We start from the raw sequence: 18458 nt of genomic DNA on the forward strand, positions 1-18458 counted from the left end.
TTATGCACAATTATTTACCTTCCAAGCATAGTATCCTGACTATGCTATTGTTGAGATCCAACATTCGAGCCGACGTAAACTGGGCACTGCGTCTTGGCGTTATGGGGCTTTTGTCAACAAGCTATCTTCTTGCTAACGCCCAACAAAATGCCACCATTAACGGAGTAATCAAAGATGAAACAGGAAAGCCCATCCCCTCGGCAACGGTTACCCTACGTAATGTGACGAGCGGATTGAAAAAAACAACAACCAGCAGACAAGACGGAACCTTTTCACTGGACCAGATTCCCGCTGGACAGGGCTACCAGATCAGCGTATCTTCCATTGGTTTTAAGAGCAAAGAACTGGTGGATTACACCATTACCGACAGAGACAAACTAGCGATCAATATCAGTTTGGAATCGAGCGCGCAAAACTTACAGGAAGTTGTCGTTACAGCGCTTGGTATTAAACGCGAAAAAAAAGCGCTCGGTTATACGGTCGCTGAACTCAAAGGTGACGAGCTGACGCAGGGTAAGGAAACCAATGTGGCTAATGCCCTATCGGGTAAAGTTGCCGGCGTGCAGGTAAGCCGTGCGGCATCTGGTGCCGGAGGTTCATCCAAGGTCGTGATACGTGGTAACAACTCACTTATCGGTAATAGCCAGCCGCTCTATGTTGTTGATGGCGTACCAATTGATAATCAAAATATTTCATCTCCAAACCAATCTGGGGGAACCGATTATGGCGACGGAATCGGAAACATCAATCCCGAAGACATCGAAACGATGTCGGTATTAAAAGGCCCGAATGCGGCCGCACTTTATGGACAAAGAGGAAGTAATGGCGTTATCTTAATTACAACTAAATCTGGTAAAGCTGGTAAGGCCCGTTTCAGCTATGGTACAGATTTTTCATTGGGCAATGGGCTGGTCATACCTGATTTTCAAAATGTCTATGGACAAGGATTGAACGGAACATTTACACATTTCAGAAAAGATGACGGCACCATTGTTTCGATGAGCGAAGCGCTGAAAAATGGTTACAGCGGTATGCCTAAAATGAGTGCAGGACGTGACCGTACGACACGGGCAAGCTGGGGTGCAAAAATGGAAGGCCAGACTTATGAAGATGCTTATGGCAACATCTTACAGTTAACACCAAAACCAGACACCTACTCGTCGTTTTTTCAAACGGAGAAACAGTTTGTCAACAACCTAAGTATCGATGGCGGAACCGACAAAGTAAACTACCGTTTTTCATTTGCCAATACAGATGTAAAGGGTTATATCCCAACGAATACGCTGAAGAGAAACAATTTCGGTTTGCGCACGCAAGCCAAAATAACCGATAAATTTCATATCGACATCAAGGCGAACTATATTGCACAAAAGGGACAAAACCGACCTACGTTGGCCGATGCGGCAGACAATCCTGCCTACCTATTTATCAGCCAGCCGCGAAGCCTGGGCAACGACATCATGGCACAGTATAAATGGACCGCACAGGAGATCAGCAGACAGCTCGGATTTTCGGGATTGACGGAAGGATTGGAGAAAACATATGCCACCAATAGTTCCACAGCCAACCCCTTTTGGACCACTCATGAAAACCATAATGAAGATCGTCGGGACCGCATCATAGGATTGCTCCGTCTGAGTTACGACTTTGCACCTTGGCTTAAGGTTACAGCGACCGGGGGTACGGACTTCTATACCGACCAACGGTTTCGCTACCGTCCAATAAACACCTACCAAAGCTTGAACCGAAAAGGTGATATTCGCGAAGAGGTCATCAGAGCGCGCGAAGACAATTTTGACGTCCTCGCTAGCTCCAACTTCAAATTGACCGACGACTTTAAACTCAGTGCCAACTTAGGGGCTAGCCATCAAAGCCGGTATTTGCGTATGACAGGAAATTCAGGTAATCAATTTATTGTTCCCAATCTCTTTGTCATCAATAACACTACTACAAATAGTTACATATTTGACCTGATCGAGTCCAAGATTAATTCGGCTTATCTATCGGGCCAGTTCAGTTACAAAGACTATTGGTTTGTCGATTTCTCTGCCCGTAACGACTGGTCTTCGACCCTGTCAAAGGAAAACAATTCGTTCTTCTACCCGAGTGTAAGTTCCAGTTTGGTCTTATCGGATGCTTTCAAATGGCAATCTGACGCACTGTCGTTCGCCAAAATCAGAGCTTCATGGGCCCAGGCCGGTAGTTCAGGAAACCCCTATCAGCTGACAGGAGCATATAGCCTCAATCAGTATACCCATGGTGGTATACCGATGGCTTCTTATACCGAAATTATTCCTGATCCGAATTTGAAAAACGAATTGACCACGTCTATCGAAGCTGGGGCAGATCTGAGATTCCTAAAAAACAGACTTTCTTTCTCCTTCACCTACTATCAGGCCAAGACAAAGAATCAGATTTTGGACGTACCAATCGCTCCTTCTAGTCTCTATGTAAAAAACAGGATCAACGCTGGAGAAATTAGCAACAGAGGTATCGAATTTGTCTTGGGAGCAACACCGATCAAAAGCGAATCGGGTTTTGAATGGAATACCACCTTCAATTACAACCGCAACCGGAATAAAGTTGAATCACTCTATCCCGGTGTAGAAAGCTTTTTACTCGCTACAGACCGCGGGATAAATGTGGTTGCAGAAGTCGGAAAACCATTTGGCCAGCTCATTGGGACACAGTTTGCCTGGATCAAAGATGAGCAAGGAAATAGGTTGATCGACCCTACCACTGGACTCCCTTTGCGCACAGCCGGACGTGTAGAAACCGATCTTGGAAATGCGCAACCCGACTGGTTGGGAGGTTTTGCCAATACAGTTAAATATAAAGGTTTCAACCTCTACGCGCTTGTCGATATCCGTCAGGGCGGCGTGATCTTCTCCCAGTCGAACCGCGAACAGATTATTTATGGTACTTCAACGAAGACCCTAGAAGGACGAGATGGCACCTACATTGCCGAGGGGATGGTCGGACAAAAAGATGGATCAGGAAACTGGACAAGTACAGGAACAAAAAACAGCAAGCAGGTTGCCGCGCAAGATTACTGGAACATGGTAGCCAGTGATAAAGAAGTTATGGTCTCTGAAGAGATGATCAATGATATGAGTTATATTGCCATGCGCGAAATCAGTCTCTCCTATTCTTTCCCTAAAAAGCTGATGCCACATAAACTTGTTAACTCCCTAAAGTTGGGCGTCTATGGACGTAACCTATTTTATTTTCAACGGAAAACGGATGGATTTTCACCAGAAGCTTCTGCTTTCAATGTAAACAATAGCTCGATTGGTATCGAATCAACTTCACTTCCAATGATGCGCACATTCGGTATTAACCTCACTGTTGGATTGTAAACCTATTATCATGAAAAAGAAACTATTTAAAAATACATTCATCGTCGGACTTATTTCTGTGGCAGGACTAGGATCCTGTACCAAAGATTTCGAACGAATCAATACACCACCAACATCGGTCACCACTGTAGATCCTTCCTTACTCTTAGCCCGTATTCTACGTGATGGAACTTTTCAGGAATCTGGGGAACTACCCAACAACAAGTTTGGCTCTTGGATCCAACATTGGGCTGGGGGACCGGTAGTACCCGTTTCTCGATATTTTGAAGGACCTGAAAATCTGATCTGGTCGCAGCACTACACCTTGCTCCGCAATATCGTTCAGATCAAACAGGAATTGAGCGACAAGGAAGACAATGCAGAAGGGAGAAGTAAACTGGCCATTGCCGAGCTTTATGAAGCATACCTCTATCAGCGCCTTACAGATTTGTTTGGTGACATCCCCTACTCCGAGATCACAAAATCCAATAAGGAAATTAATCGTACCCCAAAATTTGACAAACAAGAAGAGATCTATCCGGCACTGGTTCAAAAGGTCGATGCAGCTATGGCAAGGCTTACGACCGGCGACCAGTCTTACGGCTCTTCAGATTTCTTTTACAAAGGCAGTATTGATAAATGGAAAAAATTTGGCAATTCGCTCAAATTAAAGCTCGGCATGCGCATGCGGTACGCCAATCCTTCTTTGGCCCAGAAAACGGTTACCGAAGCCATGACTTCTGCTACAGGTCTATTCTCCAGCAACAGTGATAATGCCGCGGTACCGACCTACAACGATGCTCAGGCTGAAAACCAGAACCCGATTTTACGTCAAATGACTACCGGAAGTGCCGATCTACGTTATTTGGCGAATACGCTGGTTGACAAGCTCAAAGAATACAATGACCCAAGGCTTCCTTTACTTGCCGAGCCTGTCAATTTTAATGGTACAGCAACATACCAGGGTATTGGCGTTGCGTTAACGGATAATCAGTTGTCACAGTTGATTCGTGCCAACTATTCCACGGCCAACAAATCAACGTGGTTTAGTCTCACCTTTGCACCGATCCCAAGCTATGCGTTTACGTATTCGGATATCTGTTTTTACAAAGCCGAAGCTGCACTGCTTGGCTGGGGTGCTACACCTGCCAATGCCCAGACGTTCTTTACAGAAGGGGTCAAAGCTGCGCTGGCACTTCCACCATACAATATGACGGCAATCCCCTCTGCATATGAACCTGTGCTCAATCTAAGCAGCTTGACAGACGAACAGAAAATGGAGAAAATAGCGACACAAAAATGGATTCACCTCTTTGGCCGGGACATGGAAGCCTTTGCCGAATGGCGACGTACGGGATATCCTCGATTAACCCCCGGTCCTAACCCAGGTTCCACCAACGGACAAATACCGCGTAGAGCTATTTATTCCAGTGAAGAGACTGAGTTAAACGCAGCAAATTTAAAAGAGGCTGCAGCACGTATGACAAATGGTGACTCTTTCCTATCCAAAGTCTGGTGGGACAAAAAATAATACAATATATCAATGGGGCTGCCCAATTTTGGACAGCCCCTCTCGTTACCGATTTAAAGCATAGGTAGCACAGCAGTTTTTTAGATAAATTTTCAAAACGATAGACTTAGTTCTTTACACAATGATTATATTATGTTTGCACCGAAATAGCGACATTATTAAACAAACATAATCCATCAATACACTGTAAGATTCAATATAATGATTAACTTAAAACCCCTTGTTCAGCAAGACGTATCACCATTTTATGAATGGATCAATGATGACATTTCGATAAAATATTCCCTTTCTGTATTCCAATCCATGCACTCAAAGTGGGAGATCGATGCTTGGTTTTTAACTGTTGTCAATGATCTAAAAAATTTTAATCGTGGAATTTTCTTAAACGATACAAACAAATTGATTGGATATGCTGGCATTTGTAATATTTCAAAGCCAAACAGATCAGGAGAATATTTTATTTTCATCGGAGATCGTCAACATTGGGGTAAAGGGATAGGATCTCAAGTTACCAAATTACTTCTCGCTATTGGATTTGAAAAATTAGGGCTCAATAGAATTATGCTTACCGTATCCGAGCCAAATTATGCGGCGATTAAAGCGTATGAAAACGCTGGATTTAAACTTGAAGGTAGAATGCGTGAAGCCTGCTTTAGGGATAACCAATTTCACGACAAGTTGCTGATGTCAATTTTAAAAGATGAATGGTTTGAAAAAAGAAAACGAATAGAAAATTAATATAATTAGTGCAAGCTCATTACAACTTCGAAAAGTGCGTCGAAATTTATCGCTAAATCTAGATAGCAGTAAAAAACAACAGAAACCCTCCCAGAAGGGATTACCGATGTCAATTTAATAAAGAGACTACTTCTTTTTTAGGATTCCCTGAGCAACTCCTGCATCAATCAGCTTCTCTGCATATGCCCAAAGCGCAGTAGAGCCATCTTTGATGACAGATTTCTTGGCAAAGACCTTTTCATAACTTACGCCGGGCTCGTTCCAAGTTCCACCATTATTGGAACTGTTCTGCAAAAGGGGTTCCAAACGATCCATTGCACGCGCAAACTTAGCCTCCTCCGTCTGTCCCAACTCAAACTCCTCCCAGAGTGTAATTAGTTCATCTGCCTGATCTTTCGGTAAAATCCCGAAAATCCGCCCTGCTGCCAAGCGTTCTAAATCAGTGTTGGTATGATTTCTTTCCAAATCATAGATAAAAGTATCTCCAGCATCAATCTCTACAATATCATGAATCAACACCATTTTGACAACTTTTAATAGGTCTATTGATTCATCTGCGTATTCTAAAAGTGTTAGCGCCATCATTGCAAGGTGCCAACTGTGCTCAGCATCATTTTCATGCCGGTCGCTATGAAAAAGCTTTGTTTTTCGTTGTATATATTTAATCTTATCAATCTCTTTAATAAACTCGATTTGTTTTAATAATCTATCCGAAATTTCCATACTATGAAAACAATATAATTGAATAATATACAAATTTACTATTTTTCGTATATAGCCTATTTATCCGCTATCATTTCGATCAGAATGATAGATTATTGACACCGCCCCGACAATAGGCATCCCAAAAATAACCACAACATTTATTAATTTTGATAGACATCGAATTCCATTGTGGTTTATGAAAAAAATAGGCTTTTTATCGTTTGGACATTGGTCCAAACATCCCGCATATCGTACGCAGACAGCAAGTGACACCTTGCTGCAATCGATAGATTTAGCTGTAGCTGCAGAGGAAATAGGCATAGATGGAGCTTATTTTCGCGTACACCATTTTGCAAATCAGCTGGCATCTCCCTTTCCTTTACTCGCGGCTATTGGAGCCAAAACCTCTAACATCGAAATCGGCACAGGTGTGATCGACATGCGCTATGAAAATCCGCTCTATATGGTGGAAGACGCCGGCGCTGCAGATTTAATTGCTGGAGGCAGATTGCAGCTAGGAATCAGCAGAGGTTCCCCAGAGCAAGTAATTGATGGCTGGCGCTATTTTGGTTACAATCTAGGCGAAAATGAAACCGACGCAGATATGGGAAGGCAGAAAGCGTTGGCATTTTTGGAAAAACTTAACGGTATCGGTTTTGCTGAGCCGAATCCTTATCCGATGTTTCCAAACCCACCGGGCCTACTCAGGCTTGAACCCTATTCAGATGGCTTAAGGGATCGTGTGTGGTGGGGAGCAGCGTCCAATTCAACAGCCGTATGGGCTGCGCAAAATAAAATGCATCTTCAAAGCTCAACCTTAAAATATGATGAAAATGGTAAGCCTTTTCATATTCAGCAGGCCGAACAAATCCGCTTATACAAAGAGGCGTGGAAGGAAGCTGGACATGCCGGCGAGCCCCGGGTATCTGTTAGCAGGTCCATCTTTGCATTGGTCAACGATTTGGATCACTACTATTTCGGGCAGGCGGCGGATAAAAAAGATAAGATAGGAATGATCGAAACAGATCGACGGGCGATTTTTGGAAGAAGCTATGCCGCCGAGCCAGATCAACTTATAAAAGAATTAGCGCAAGATGAAGCCATCCAAGAAGCCGACACATTACTCTTAACCATTCCAAATACGTTAGGAGTAGACTATAACATTCATATCCTTTCGGCTATATTGAAATATGTCGCGCCCGAACTCGGCTGGCGTTAACTTTTCTGAACTCATGATAAAGAATATTCGGTACAAAACAAAAATTGCTGTAATAGGTGCGGGACAAGCTGGGCTTTCCGCTGCATATCATTTAAAAAGAATGGGACTTACAATCGGGAAAGACTTTATGATCTTAGATGAAGCCCCTAGCCCAGGTGGGGCCTGGCAATTCCGTTGGGATTCGCTCACCTTAAGCACTGTTAATAAAATACACGATTTGCCTGGTATGTCGTTTGAAGAAACGCTATCCACAAGTGACACGGAGGTCCGAGCAAACACTGCCGTTCCCCATTATTTTGAGCTTTATGAGAAGAAATTTGAGCTTCAGGTATATCGGCCAGTTAAAGTAGACAAAGTCTATGCACACCATAATCGTTTTCACATCGACACAAATAACGAGCTTTTCTCAGCTCTAGGCATTATAAACGCTACAGGTACATGGGAAAACCCATACATTCCGGACTATCCCGGCGCAGCTTTATTTCAGGGAGAACAACTTCATACAAAGGATTTTAAAACTGCAGACTATTTTATCGGGAAACATGTGATTGTTGTTGGGGGCGGCATTTCAGCCATTCAATTACTGGACCAAATCTCCCAAATAACGACAACGACCTGGGTTACACGTCGCCCACCTTTGTTTAGAGAAGGCCCCTTCGATGATATGGCAGGTCATCATGCTGTTGCGATGGTGGAAGAGCGTGTAAGACAAGGACTACCGCCTTTGTCTGTAGTGGCGGTGACAGGCCTTCCCTATACTAGTGAAATCCAAAAGATGGAACAGCGTGGAGTTCTTAAACGTTTTCCGATGTTTAAGGAAATAACAGAAAAGGGAATCAAATGGGACAACGGAAAAGAGCAAAAAGCAGATGTAATTCTTTGGAATACGGGCTTCAAAAGCTCATTGAGCCATCTCGATGCCGTTCTGCCAAAAGAAGTCCAAGGCGGAATCCAAATGACAGGCAGACTCGCTACCATGGTAGCTAAAGAGCCCAGAATTCACCTCGTGGGTTATGGCCCATCAGCATCCACTATTGGCGCAAACCGAGCCGGAAGTGCCGCAGCCAAAGAATTGCTAAACACGCTTTCAGACGTCGGCCACAGTCTGACCATGTAGAGAGAAACAAACTAAACTGGCAAATCAATGCAGAGCGCAGCAATGGAATAGCAATCTAGCATTTAATCAAAGTTATTCACCACGGTAACAAATCCTCAAAATATTAATTGTCAACAGCTAACTAAACCAAAAACCCTATAGACTTTCTATAAGGACTAACCATCAATCGATTTGTACACGTACCTTCATTTCCAAACGAAAAAAAGCTCTGTGGATGCGAATTTAAATTCATTCCTTACGAATTTAAATCATACCTTAAGATATATTTATCCATGCATTACTTTTATACAAAATAATAAAGAGAACCCTACTGAATGAAAGCTAAAGCTAGGAGGAATGGAGTGGACAATATTGAATCATCAAACCTTCCTACATCATATATATAGTGCTATTCAGTATGGCTAAGCGGACTAATAACAATGTATTCAATTAATAGATTTTTATCATGAAAACAAAACATTTATTTTCAGCATTATTGTTAACATCTTGTAGCTTAACACTATTTACATCTTGTAATGGCGACTCTGTCGATACGGTAAAAGCTATTGAATCTAACTACGACAACCAAGACAAGACCATTGCGTTAGTTGGAGAATTTGATGCACCGTCTTTCACCTTTTCATCTGGCAAATCGAAAACGATGGAAATGAATTTTGTTGTTAAATCTCATGCTTTCAGTTCAGAAAAATTTACAGTAATCAATGTGATTTTACCTGTTGGCACAGAAAAGAATAGTGTATTATTTGATATCCCTGCGGACCAAAAAAATTATACGCTCAAGAACTTCTATGTATTTGACGACAATGGAGAGAAAATCAATCTAGATTCGCATACAACATTTAAAATGAAAGGTACAGTACGTTACAGCGAATTAGAGAAGCCAGAAAATGAGCGAGAAAAGGACAACTTTAATTATAAAATAACCGACGTTAGTTTTGTCAAAAATTAAAAATGATAGCCGCTATAATCCAAAAGATAAGCTCATTTTATCAATCGAAAACATAAGCAACCTAAACTTAATAACGGTCTTCTATTTGAATTGAACGCTACGGGCAGGCTTGAATAATGAGCAACCTATATCCTTGCTATGCTAACGGTCTATCCGGATGCATGTATATATACTAGAAGCGCCAAAATAGCACACAGCAACATGACCGTAAACGTTCAATTTAAAACCAAATATAGAAATTAAAACTAACATAATTAGTTTTAATTTCTATATTTTTTAGCAACTCAATTTAAAATGCCCATATACTTTAAAGTCAAGAAAACACCTAAAAAACTAATGCACTTATAAAGAGCGGCTAATATCTACAACGTTGAAAATTTGGTCAACGTCATCCAGACTTACATCAAAATCAGGATATCTTTTTTTATCCGAGTTAAGTGATCTAAGCGTAAGAATTCCGTTGTTTACATTGTGATGAGCGATTTCTTTTATAATAACACCCTCAAACTTATGCACTATTACCCAATAACGATATTTATGTGTATGAAATTTGGATTGCCATAACTCTGGCTTTATCAAACGCCCCGTAACAATATCGCCATCCAATACACTTGCATCCGTACCATCGGTCATACTGTCACCACTAACTTGAAAAGAACGATAAGCTCCCTTATGAAACTCATTGACTGTAATAAAATGGGCAGGTAAGTCGTCCATATATTCGGGATCGGAAAAGCCCGATAAATAACCGGCTTTCGCTTTCTCAGTAACAAGTTTTGTCTGCATCAAATATCTTCCAGGGGAAACTTCAAAAAATATATTGTTCTTGTTTTCATCGATAAACTTAATATCGTCCGAAAAGTACCCTATTGATTTTCCATTTCCCACACTGACCATCGCCATAGTGTCAGACTGAACTGGAGCGACAGTCGCTAGCCTATCCCCTTTTCCATACAACAGCCAGTCATATTGAACATGCGGAAAAGCCTTCTGAATTCGTGTTTTCATCGTAAGCCCAATAGGATACTCACCTTTTTTAATACGCGAATAGACCTGTTCGCGGACACCTAATAACGACGCAAATTCACGGTTTGTAACACGCATTTCCAGGCGCAAAACTTCAAAATTATTATTTGAATAAGTCTCCATAGTTGATACTGTACTTAAGAAATGTTACACAAAAACATAACATTCTGACACAAAGTTACACAACTTATCAAACCTAAACAAACAGAACAATTAAAAAAAATAAAAACAACTGATTATAAGACTATTAGAACTAAACAAATAAGTTTATTATTTTTCAATAATATGAAAATTTATCAAAAAAAAACACCCAATGATTAACAATTTAGTTTAACTTTGTTTAACAAATAAATTGATTAGCGGCTAATATACAGATGTTAATAAGCCGCGCAAATAAAATAAGATTTTAAGAACAGAAGCAACACTATATTTAACACGTAAAAAATAGCTCACAACACATGAACACATTATATTATTCATTTATGATGAGTTTCTTAAAGGAAAACCATCCCGAAATACTAAAATCCATTGATAAGATTTATGAACCTGATCTTTCTAAAATCAGTAAAGTGATAGACTGCTATTGCAAAATCGCAGGCATCCCAATTCAACAAATCATGGGAGAATATATCAATTATAGCGATATTCAGCATCGTTACAAAGCTATAGCGGTTGTTTTACGCATTTTTCAACCTGAAAAATTAACTAATCTAAAAACAAAGGTTAAAAGCACCATTTATAAAGAATTAGGACCGTGTTTGAAAATAAATAATGACATTTTACAGAAATCCATCATCTGCGCATGCAACCAATTTGATCTTTACCGGGACTTCAAAATGGAGATCAAGCAGATTGCCAATTATTACCTTATTGATGCGCGTTTCAATAAAGACTATTGATTTATTTCACGTCCATCTTAAACTTATTGATAAAATTCGTCTTCTTCTTATTGAACCATATAGATAGTCCTTGATAAAAAATACTCAAGGACTATTCTTTGGATGTAGATTCAAACAACTTATTCATTGCCTGTACTAAGTTTTGCTTTTTTGATCTGCTTTAATTCCATTTGTAACTTATTGTAAAGTATCATGAGGTCATCATATTTTTTTTGCAAATCGGCTAATGTCCTTATGCACGCCATACGTTCATCATTTGCTAGACGTAGCGCTTCATTAAGATCTTCAATAATCGCGCGAAGTTGCTCAATATCCTTCGCTAATCTATTCGAATATCCTTCCCATTTCTCGATCACCTTTCCAGCATTTTCAACATTTGTAGCTTCCACTTGAGCTTGCTCTTTGGGCTTTCCGACGAAATATCCTCCAACAGCAGTAGCCACGGGGATAATCAATTTTTCCAAAATTTCAAGTAAGTCCATTCCAGCCCCCTTTTATTAATGATTTAAATTTCTCCCAGGGAAACTGTCGTCCTGGATCCTCTTTTCTTCCGGGAGCGATATCTGAATGCCCCAAAATATCCCGAATCGGATAGTGACCGATAAGTGCCTGACACACTTCAAGCGCAATACTGATTTGCTTTTCGGTATAGATTTCATGACCTTTATTCTGTAACTCTATACCTATACTATAGGTATTCAACCCCTTTAGCCCCGCCCATGTACTAGAACCTGCATGCCAGCATCTGACATTAAACGGGGCCATTTGGGTTACAACACCAGTACGACTTATATGCAGATGCGCAGACACTTTACTTCGCGAATCTGTCAACCAGTCTATAGCACTAGTCGAGTTGGGCGCACCATCATAATGCATGATGATATAAACAGGTTTGATAATACCACCTTTATTGGGCGTATCTCTATATGAAACACCTAACAGCTTGTTTTCTTTAATTTCCATAGCTTTTATCCTTATTAATTAGTTCTTTTATGTTTGTATTTAGATTACTCCGAGCTTTCATAAGCATCGAATCAAATGTGATCAATGAAAGCATTTTAGCTTTCTCTACACTACAAATTTAAAGGCAGTCAGCTATTAAAACACGGAATAACAGATTAATGTAGTCGGTACGTTCCACTTACCGACTATTTAGGAAAAACACCTCAACATTAATGTTCATCCTAAAATGATCACATCGTTAGCGTTTCATAACGAGGATTTTATCTGGCAATCAAACATTTCCTTCTGTCCTTTGTTATTTGTTTGTTATAGCATAGGATGAGTTATACCGTGAAGGCTAGGAAGTTGGTTCGCCTAGCCTTTTTTTTAATAATCATCAGCAGAATAACTCCAGTCCCGCTAATTACATTCAGTTACTATTCCATAACCTATATCGTGCTAATTAAAGCATGACTCTCGGTGAAAGCATTATGCAAGAAAGCTCACCTAAAAACACTAGCAGACAATTATTACCAGTTAATGAATAGAAATATGTTAAGGTCTCCAGACTAAAAGCCTACAAGATCCGCTCTTAAAAAAACGTACATTATATTCCTTCAGGATTTAATTTATTATTTTAGTATTGGATTGACCTGTATGCTACAGGTGATCAAATAACAAATTATGCGATTATTAGGCATCGTCTTCAAGGTTATACGTGGATGGCGCTTGATTTATATGATGATGAATAAGTTTACTTTACTCGTTGGGAATGACATCAATAATATCTCACCCGGAATCAGCTGGAGCGATTTATTAACTAATATTAAAGAGAAATATAAGGTCAGTTCATTAGAAAATGGACTCAAACCCTTCCCCATGTTATATGAGGAAATATTCCTTGGCGCAATCAAAAAGCAGCACATTAACGAGAGGGAACTTAAAAGTTATATCTCCGATTGTGTTTCGCAGATCAAGCAAAACGAAATACACCAGTTAATTCGGGAGATACCAATCGAAAACATCATAACCACAAATTATGATTTTAGTTTAGAAGGTCAAATCAGCACACGTAATACTGGTTTAATCCGCGAAACAACCTACAGCATCTTTCGCAGGCATGAAAGTGAGCATAAAACCTATTGGCATATTCATGGTGACTGTCTAAATCCCTCTTCCATTAATCTCGGTTATGAGCATTATTGTGGTCAATTGCAAAAAATGAGGGATTATGTCGTTAATGGAACAAATTACAGTTCAGAAACTGTCTACAAAGATTCCTTGATGAAAAGGTTGAATCAGAAAAAAAGAACCGAGCTACAATCGTGGATTGATCTATTTTTTACGCAAGATATCCACATCTTTGGCCTTTCTCTAGATCTTGTTGAAATCGATCTTTGGTGGCTATTAACGTATCGTGCGCGCAATAAGTATTACAAACGAAGTAGCTTTATTAAAAATCAATTGTTTTATTATACAACAAAAAAATGGTATTCGCTTTCCAAGGATAAGATGCAGTTACTTCAGGCAAATGATGTCGAGATTATTGTAATTGACGAAGCCGATAAAACTACATATTATAGAAAAGTATTAGCAGCAGTAAGAAAGAGATACCAGCTTTGAAGTGGAGGATAAGAGACAATAGAAACATCGAATAATATTTTCAGATTGATTTTGAGAAATAAAAAAAATAAATCACTTTTGCTTTTAGTTCCTGCAATTTAAAGGAACCGTAAGGCCATAACATATTAACCGTCGATATTTATTTTTAAGAACTCTCTATGTCGTTTCAAAGAATTGCCTATTTCTTCTTGGGCCTAACATTATTTGTTAGTTGTAAGAGAGATATTCACCCAGGTATTGTACCGCCCGATCCTGAGATCACAGAAAGAGATAAACTACCAGTCCCAGCAGGTTTTACAAATGATATTGCTACTATAAAAATTAATGCAATTGCCAATGCAAATGAACCTGGTGAAGAGCGACCATCTTTGGTACGCGATATTTCTGGAAATAACGCGAGTTATTGCCATCCCGATGTGGAGTATTTTCCAAAGGGTTTCAACGGATATAAATATTGGATGGTATTCACGCCTTATTTCGGAATCATAGGCTCAGACAGAACAGCCTCACTTTACGAAAACCCGACTATAGTTGCATCCAACGACGGAAAAGAATGGATTACACCAGCTGGGATGATCAATCCTATTCAACGCCGACCACCATTAGAGGAGTCTTTCATCCAAAAAGATGGTAGTCCAAATCAAGGCTATTGGTCTGATGTTGATTGGAATTTCAACGGAAAGGAATTTGAGCTCTATTATAGGGGATGCTTTTTCTCCAGCAAAATTCTGAAAAGATGGGGCGCAAAAAGCGACAATAATAATAGGAAATTAAACGAAGAAGCTGAACGTGTTATTGTAAGGCAAACATCGAAAAATGGGATTGACTGGACTCCCCTGGAACTCGTTTATAATAGTAATGAACCCGCAGCCTTTCAAGACAACCACATCCTATCTCCAACCTTTGTAAAAAATTCCGCCAATGTAACAACAAGCTACGAAGTAGATTTCATGCCGAGTTATAAAACTCCTATTATAACGAATATCCTATCGCGTGTTTCTACAAATGGATTAGACTTTACCACTTATCGGAATAGCAAAAAGATTGAATTTATCAACAAACCTTGGCTCGAGTTTAGTAAGGGGTATTCAACTTGGCATTTACAAGGCTCTTATATCGATGGATATTATTTCTTATGTCTGGCAATCGGAAATGTAGACCGATTCACCTCAGATATGAATTACCTAGCATATTCAAAGGATGGCATACACTTTCGGGTCTTTGAAAAACCTTTAGCTTCCGCTAATGTATACCGCTCTTCCGTATTCCCAAAGATATCTTCCTCAAAAAAAATTGAGTTCGGTGCCGTTATTGGCTACAAGTCTGGTGCATTTGGCTATCGTGAGTTCACGATCGATAAACAGGTATTGGAAAATGGTCTCAAATAAAGTCCATTAAATAGCGCCATAGAAACCAACGAAAGATATCAAAGCATCTTTAGTTTTCCCTACTTCATATGGATTGCAATCTTTATTTTTACTATTTGACTTTAACACACTAAAAATGGCAATAAAAGATATTGAAATTATAAAAACCGAGATATTATCAGATAATTGGTACACGCTAAAGAAAGTAACCTATCAATACAGCAAACCCGACGGTACAGTACAGCAACAAAGTAGGGAAGCTTATGACCGTGGTAATGGCGCGGTTATTTTGCTTTATAACATCAGTTCCCAGACCGTAATATTGACCAGACAATTTCGAATACCAACTTACATCAACGGCAACGAATCGGGTATGTTGATAGAAGCATGCGCAGGATTACTTGACCAAGATTCACCGCAAGATTGCATCCGTAGAGAAACAGAAGAAGAAACGGGGTACCAGATCAAGGAAGCACAAAAAATATTTGAGGCCTACATGTCCCCTGGGTCAGTAACGGAGATATTGCATTTTTTTATAGCAGAATATACAACCAACATGAAAGTTAGCGGTGGAGGTGGACTTGAAGAAGAAGAAGAGCATATAGAGATCCTTGAAATTAAAATTCAGGATGCTTTACACATGATTGATACGGGTGAAATCAAAGATGGAAAAACTATTATGTTGCTGCAATATATTAAACTGAAAAATATCTTGTAGGCATACAGCATGTTTATAGCCATTTTAAGCTAAATAGCTAATTTCAGCAAAAATAAACTTGGAGCACTCAAAAATTTGTGGTAGTTGATATATAGTGATGACTTCCTTTTTCGAGTACTTTTTATAGTAAAATAATCAAGGACAGAACGAAATTATATCTCGTCCAGTCCTTGATTATTCGATATGAAAGACTGCTAGATTTTACCCGAATTATTGACGATTTTATCAGCTAAAGACTTGAGCTGAACCATATCATCATACTCAAGGTTTAACGTTTGAAAAATCTGCATAGGAATACAACTCGCTTTTTCTTTCAGCATCAATCCTTGCTTCGTCAGTTTGATTTTTACCACCCGCTCATCAGATTTGCTTCGTGTTCGGGTGAGCAAGGCTTTGCCCTCGAGACGTTTCAATAGCGGTGTAAGTGTTCCATTATCTAAAAATAGCTTACTTCCTAATTGATTTACCGTCTGCTCACCATTTTCCCATAATGCCATCATGGTGATATACTGTGGGTAGGTCAAGTCGATCTCTTCAAGAATAGCTCGATAGTGCTGCATAATTTCCCTATGCAGCACGTAAACTGAAAAGCAAAGCTGTTTATCTAATTTTAATAAGTCGTCCATCTCACAAAGATATTGAGTTTTCGAGTGATTGAGTAAGCAGTGTCGATTTATTTATATTCAACGACGAAATCTTCTTTGGCGACTCTAACTTTTTTCATCGTTGAGATCCAATCTCGGGAAGAGTCTGCTACACCAATATACATTAATGATACACTTTTTAAACCAAGCTTTTCAAGTTCCAATACGTTATCCACCATTTGATTATCAAAACCTTCCGCTGGCGTAGAATCGACACGAAGTTCGGCCGCTTGGGCTAGCGCCAAGCCTAAAGCAATATAAGTTTGTCTTGCTGTATGCGCAAAATTTCTTTCGGCAGCTTCATTTAGATAAATCGACTTTAACTTATCGGTGTACGAACCAAAGCGTCCTCGAGGCAGATCGCGTTCATCTGTTGTATAATCATAAACCTGATCGATACGCTCAGCCGTATAGCGATCCCATGCAGCGAAAATCAAAACGTGCGAACATTCCCGCATACACTCTGGATTTAGTGCTCCCTTAGCCAACTCCTCTTTTAATGCCTGGTTCTCAACGACAAGCACTTTAAATGGTTGCAGGCCTGAAGACGTAGGGGCTAAACGAGCAGCTTCCACAATCTTATCGATATCTTCCTGACTAACTTTTTTTTCAGGGTCATACGCCTTTACAGCATGACGCCATTTTAAATCTTCTATTAATGACATATAATTATATATTTATTTGGAGAGAATAACAGCTAATATCGCCAACAATGCTGGCAGCCCCTGTACAATGAATATCTTTTTGCTCGATGTAATTGCGCCAAAAATTCCAGCCACAAGAACACATCCTAGAAAAAACAGTCGTACATTTTCACTCCATACCGGATCAGTGATAAAAAACGACCAGGCCAAGCCTGCAACCAAAAAACCATTATACAAACCTTGATTTGCAGCAAGCCCCTTAGTAGGTTTGAAGAGCTCAGCAGGAAGAGCTTTTCCGAAACTGCGTTTTCCAGCCGTTTCCCAAGCAAACATTTCCATCCATACAATGTACACATGTTCTAAAAGTACAAGTGCCGTCAGCACATTGGCCAAATTATTCATCTATTATTCGTTAGTTGATACTGTCAATTTAACTTCTATATTCCCTCTGGTTGCATTTGAATAAGGACAGACTTGATGCGCCTTTTCAATCAATTCCTGTGCAACTTCAACGCTCACACCAGGAATATTTGCATGTAGTTCAGCAGCGAGACCGAAACCACCATTTTCCTGTTGTCCTATACTGACATGAGCAGTTACAGATGTCTCTCCTGTTTTAACCTTTTCTGATCTGATCACCAAATTCAAAGCACTATCAAAGCATGCCGCATACCCTGCTGCGAAAAGCATTTCCGGATTGGCATAATCGTCATTGGCCCCGCCAAGACCTTTAGGCATACGAACAGCTAAGTCCAATACACCATTTTCACTTTTTACCTGACCGTTTCGTCCGCCTTTTGCTGTCGCACCGATGTTATATAACGTTTTCATATTTTAATTTGTTTTAATTTGACCATACAAATGTACATTAAGAAATTATATTGTGTAAAATATAATATTGTAATTTACATTGAAATGAGAATCATTATCAATGGAACTACCGCTTGAAGTTGGAAAACAATTTCAGGTAATAAACGTTATAATTTGAATCTTACAAG

General features: G+C 39.7%; 18 protein-coding genes. 10 read left to right on the forward strand and 8 right to left on the reverse strand.

What is annotated here, in order from left to right:
* The first annotated feature begins 2 nt into the window (after window positions 1-2).
* The 3 genes from B2107_RS11165 to B2107_RS11175 all read left to right on the forward strand — a co-directional run bounded on the left by B2107_RS11165 (window position 3) and on the right by B2107_RS11175 (window position 5607).
* Window positions 3-3359, forward strand: coding sequence for a SusC/RagA family TonB-linked outer membrane protein (locus B2107_RS11165; RefSeq protein ID WP_293955713.1), 3357 nt, complete (start codon window positions 3-5; stop codon window positions 3357-3359).
* A gap of 10 nt (window positions 3360-3369) precedes the next feature.
* Window positions 3370-4869 carry a SusD/RagB family nutrient-binding outer membrane lipoprotein gene (locus B2107_RS11170; RefSeq protein WP_293955714.1) on the forward strand — a complete coding sequence of 500 codons (1500 nt, stop codon included), beginning with the start codon at window positions 3370-3372 and terminating at the stop codon, window positions 4867-4869.
* 201 nt (window positions 4870-5070) lie between these two features.
* Window positions 5071-5607 carry a GNAT family N-acetyltransferase gene (locus B2107_RS11175; RefSeq protein WP_293955715.1) on the forward strand — a complete coding sequence of 179 codons (537 nt, stop codon included), beginning with the start codon at window positions 5071-5073 and terminating at the stop codon, window positions 5605-5607.
* A 126-nt stretch (window positions 5608-5733) separates the two neighbouring features.
* Here B2107_RS11175 and B2107_RS11180 read toward each other — a convergent pair whose 3' ends face one another.
* Window positions 5734-6330, reverse strand: a complete 597-nt coding sequence (locus B2107_RS11180; protein WP_293955716.1) for an HD domain-containing protein — start codon at window positions 6328-6330, stop codon at window positions 5734-5736.
* 178 nt (window positions 6331-6508) lie between these two features.
* Here B2107_RS11180 and B2107_RS11185 point away from each other — a divergent pair, with 178 nt between their 5' ends.
* The 3 genes from B2107_RS11185 (at window position 6509) to B2107_RS11195 (ending at window position 9597) form a co-directional block, all read left to right on the forward strand.
* Window positions 6509-7531: an LLM class flavin-dependent oxidoreductase gene (locus B2107_RS11185; protein ID WP_293955717.1), complete on the forward strand. Its 1023-nt coding sequence runs from the start codon at window positions 6509-6511 to the stop codon at window positions 7529-7531.
* Between the two features lie 13 nt (window positions 7532-7544).
* On the forward strand, window positions 7545-8648 hold the full coding sequence (locus B2107_RS11190; protein WP_293955718.1) for an NAD(P)-binding domain-containing protein: 1104 nt from the start codon (window positions 7545-7547) through the stop codon (window positions 8646-8648).
* Window positions 8649-9093: 445 nt separating this feature from the next.
* Entirely contained in the window at window positions 9094-9597 is a 504-nt protein-coding gene (locus tag B2107_RS11195) for a hypothetical protein (protein WP_293885379.1), read from the forward strand.
* Between the two features lie 342 nt (window positions 9598-9939).
* On the opposite strand, the gene B2107_RS11200 is transcribed toward B2107_RS11195, so the two are convergent.
* A complete protein-coding gene (locus tag B2107_RS11200) occupies window positions 9940-10746 on the reverse strand; it encodes a hypothetical protein (RefSeq protein ID WP_209576526.1) in 807 nt (268 codons plus the stop codon).
* Between the two features lie 335 nt (window positions 10747-11081).
* Here B2107_RS11200 and B2107_RS11205 point away from each other — a divergent pair, with 335 nt between their 5' ends.
* Window positions 11082-11522 (forward strand): hypothetical protein, encoded by a 441-nt coding sequence (locus B2107_RS11205; protein ID WP_293955719.1) that lies wholly within the window; start codon window positions 11082-11084, stop codon window positions 11520-11522.
* A 119-nt stretch (window positions 11523-11641) separates the two neighbouring features.
* Here B2107_RS11205 and B2107_RS11210 read toward each other — a convergent pair whose 3' ends face one another.
* Window positions 11642-12004 carry a hypothetical protein gene (locus tag B2107_RS11210; protein WP_293936993.1) on the reverse strand — a complete coding sequence of 121 codons (363 nt, stop codon included), beginning with the start codon at window positions 12002-12004 and terminating at the stop codon, window positions 11642-11644.
* The gene (locus B2107_RS11215; RefSeq protein ID WP_293955720.1) at window positions 11991-12485 is read right to left on the reverse strand and encodes an N-acetylmuramoyl-L-alanine amidase; all 495 of its coding nucleotides are present in this window, start codon (window positions 12483-12485) and stop codon (window positions 11991-11993) included. Before B2107_RS11215 ends, B2107_RS11210 begins: the two co-directional genes overlap by 14 nt.
* A 663-nt stretch (window positions 12486-13148) precedes the next feature.
* Here B2107_RS11215 and B2107_RS11220 point away from each other — a divergent pair.
* The 3 genes from B2107_RS11220 (at window position 13149) to nudK (ending at window position 16172) form a co-directional block, all read left to right on the forward strand.
* Entirely contained in the window at window positions 13149-14087 is a 939-nt protein-coding gene (locus B2107_RS11220) for an SIR2 family protein (RefSeq protein ID WP_293955721.1), read from the forward strand.
* A 158-nt stretch (window positions 14088-14245) separates the two neighbouring features.
* Complete coding sequence (locus B2107_RS11225) at window positions 14246-15475, forward strand: hypothetical protein (protein ID WP_293955722.1); 1230 nt, start codon at window positions 14246-14248, stop codon at window positions 15473-15475.
* A gap of 115 nt (window positions 15476-15590) precedes the next feature.
* A complete protein-coding gene (nudK, locus tag B2107_RS11230; protein ID WP_293955723.1) occupies window positions 15591-16172 on the forward strand; it encodes a GDP-mannose pyrophosphatase NudK in 582 nt (193 codons plus the stop codon).
* 194 nt (window positions 16173-16366) lie between these two features.
* Here nudK and B2107_RS11235 read toward each other — a convergent pair whose 3' ends face one another.
* Genes B2107_RS11235 through B2107_RS11250 form a run of 4 tightly spaced genes read right to left on the reverse strand, consistent with a single transcriptional unit; the run spans window position 16367 to window position 18291 of the window.
* Window positions 16367-16798, reverse strand: coding sequence for a MarR family winged helix-turn-helix transcriptional regulator (locus B2107_RS11235; RefSeq protein ID WP_293955724.1), 432 nt, complete (start codon window positions 16796-16798; stop codon window positions 16367-16369).
* Between the two features lie 47 nt (window positions 16799-16845).
* Window positions 16846-17481, reverse strand: coding sequence for a nitroreductase family protein (locus tag B2107_RS11240; RefSeq protein ID WP_293955725.1), 636 nt, complete (start codon window positions 17479-17481; stop codon window positions 16846-16848).
* A gap of 12 nt (window positions 17482-17493) precedes the next feature.
* Window positions 17494-17862 carry a DUF1304 domain-containing protein gene (locus B2107_RS11245; protein WP_293937007.1) on the reverse strand — a complete coding sequence of 123 codons (369 nt, stop codon included), beginning with the start codon at window positions 17860-17862 and terminating at the stop codon, window positions 17494-17496.
* 3 nt (window positions 17863-17865) lie between these two features.
* Window positions 17866-18291: an organic hydroperoxide resistance protein gene (locus tag B2107_RS11250; protein WP_293937010.1), complete on the reverse strand. Its 426-nt coding sequence runs from the start codon at window positions 18289-18291 to the stop codon at window positions 17866-17868.
* Window positions 18292-18458 lie beyond the last annotated feature (167 nt).

It is taken from the genome of Sphingobacterium sp. UBA7855 (genome assembly GCA_002500745.1).
Classification (GTDB): Bacteria; Bacteroidota; Bacteroidia; order Sphingobacteriales; family Sphingobacteriaceae; genus Sphingobacterium.

What these genes read in the sequence shown, in the direction of transcription:
- B2107_RS11165 (WP_293955713.1), top strand. Translation starts at nt 3, where the DNA reads ATGCACAATTATTTACCTTCCAAGCATAGTATCCTGACTATGCTATTG.
- B2107_RS11170 (WP_293955714.1), top strand. Translation starts at nt 3,370, where the DNA reads ATGAAAAAGAAACTATTTAAAAATACATTCATCGTCGGACTTATTTCT.
- B2107_RS11175 (WP_293955715.1), top strand. Translation starts at nt 5,071, where the DNA reads ATGATTAACTTAAAACCCCTTGTTCAGCAAGACGTATCACCATTTTAT.
- B2107_RS11180 (WP_293955716.1), bottom strand. Translation starts at nt 6,330, where the DNA reads ATGGAAATTTCGGATAGATTATTAAAACAAATCGAGTTTATTAAAGAG.
- B2107_RS11185 (WP_293955717.1), top strand. Translation starts at nt 6,509, where the DNA reads ATGAAAAAAATAGGCTTTTTATCGTTTGGACATTGGTCCAAACATCCC.
- B2107_RS11190 (WP_293955718.1), top strand. Translation starts at nt 7,545, where the DNA reads ATGATAAAGAATATTCGGTACAAAACAAAAATTGCTGTAATAGGTGCG.
- B2107_RS11195 (WP_293885379.1), top strand. Translation starts at nt 9,094, where the DNA reads ATGAAAACAAAACATTTATTTTCAGCATTATTGTTAACATCTTGTAGC.
- B2107_RS11200 (WP_209576526.1), bottom strand. Translation starts at nt 10,746, where the DNA reads ATGGAGACTTATTCAAATAATAATTTTGAAGTTTTGCGCCTGGAAATG.
- B2107_RS11205 (WP_293955719.1), top strand. Translation starts at nt 11,082, where the DNA reads ATGAACACATTATATTATTCATTTATGATGAGTTTCTTAAAGGAAAAC.
- B2107_RS11210 (WP_293936993.1), bottom strand. Translation starts at nt 12,004, where the DNA reads ATGGACTTACTTGAAATTTTGGAAAAATTGATTATCCCCGTGGCTACT.
- B2107_RS11215 (WP_293955720.1), bottom strand. Translation starts at nt 12,485, where the DNA reads ATGGAAATTAAAGAAAACAAGCTGTTAGGTGTTTCATATAGAGATACG.
- B2107_RS11220 (WP_293955721.1), top strand. Translation starts at nt 13,149, where the DNA reads ATGCGATTATTAGGCATCGTCTTCAAGGTTATACGTGGATGGCGCTTG.
- B2107_RS11225 (WP_293955722.1), top strand. Translation starts at nt 14,246, where the DNA reads ATGTCGTTTCAAAGAATTGCCTATTTCTTCTTGGGCCTAACATTATTT.
- nudK (WP_293955723.1), top strand. Translation starts at nt 15,591, where the DNA reads ATGGCAATAAAAGATATTGAAATTATAAAAACCGAGATATTATCAGAT.
- B2107_RS11235 (WP_293955724.1), bottom strand. Translation starts at nt 16,798, where the DNA reads ATGGACGACTTATTAAAATTAGATAAACAGCTTTGCTTTTCAGTTTAC.
- B2107_RS11240 (WP_293955725.1), bottom strand. Translation starts at nt 17,481, where the DNA reads ATGTCATTAATAGAAGATTTAAAATGGCGTCATGCTGTAAAGGCGTAT.
- B2107_RS11245 (WP_293937007.1), bottom strand. Translation starts at nt 17,862, where the DNA reads ATGAATAATTTGGCCAATGTGCTGACGGCACTTGTACTTTTAGAACAT.
- B2107_RS11250 (WP_293937010.1), bottom strand. Translation starts at nt 18,291, where the DNA reads ATGAAAACGTTATATAACATCGGTGCGACAGCAAAAGGCGGACGAAAC.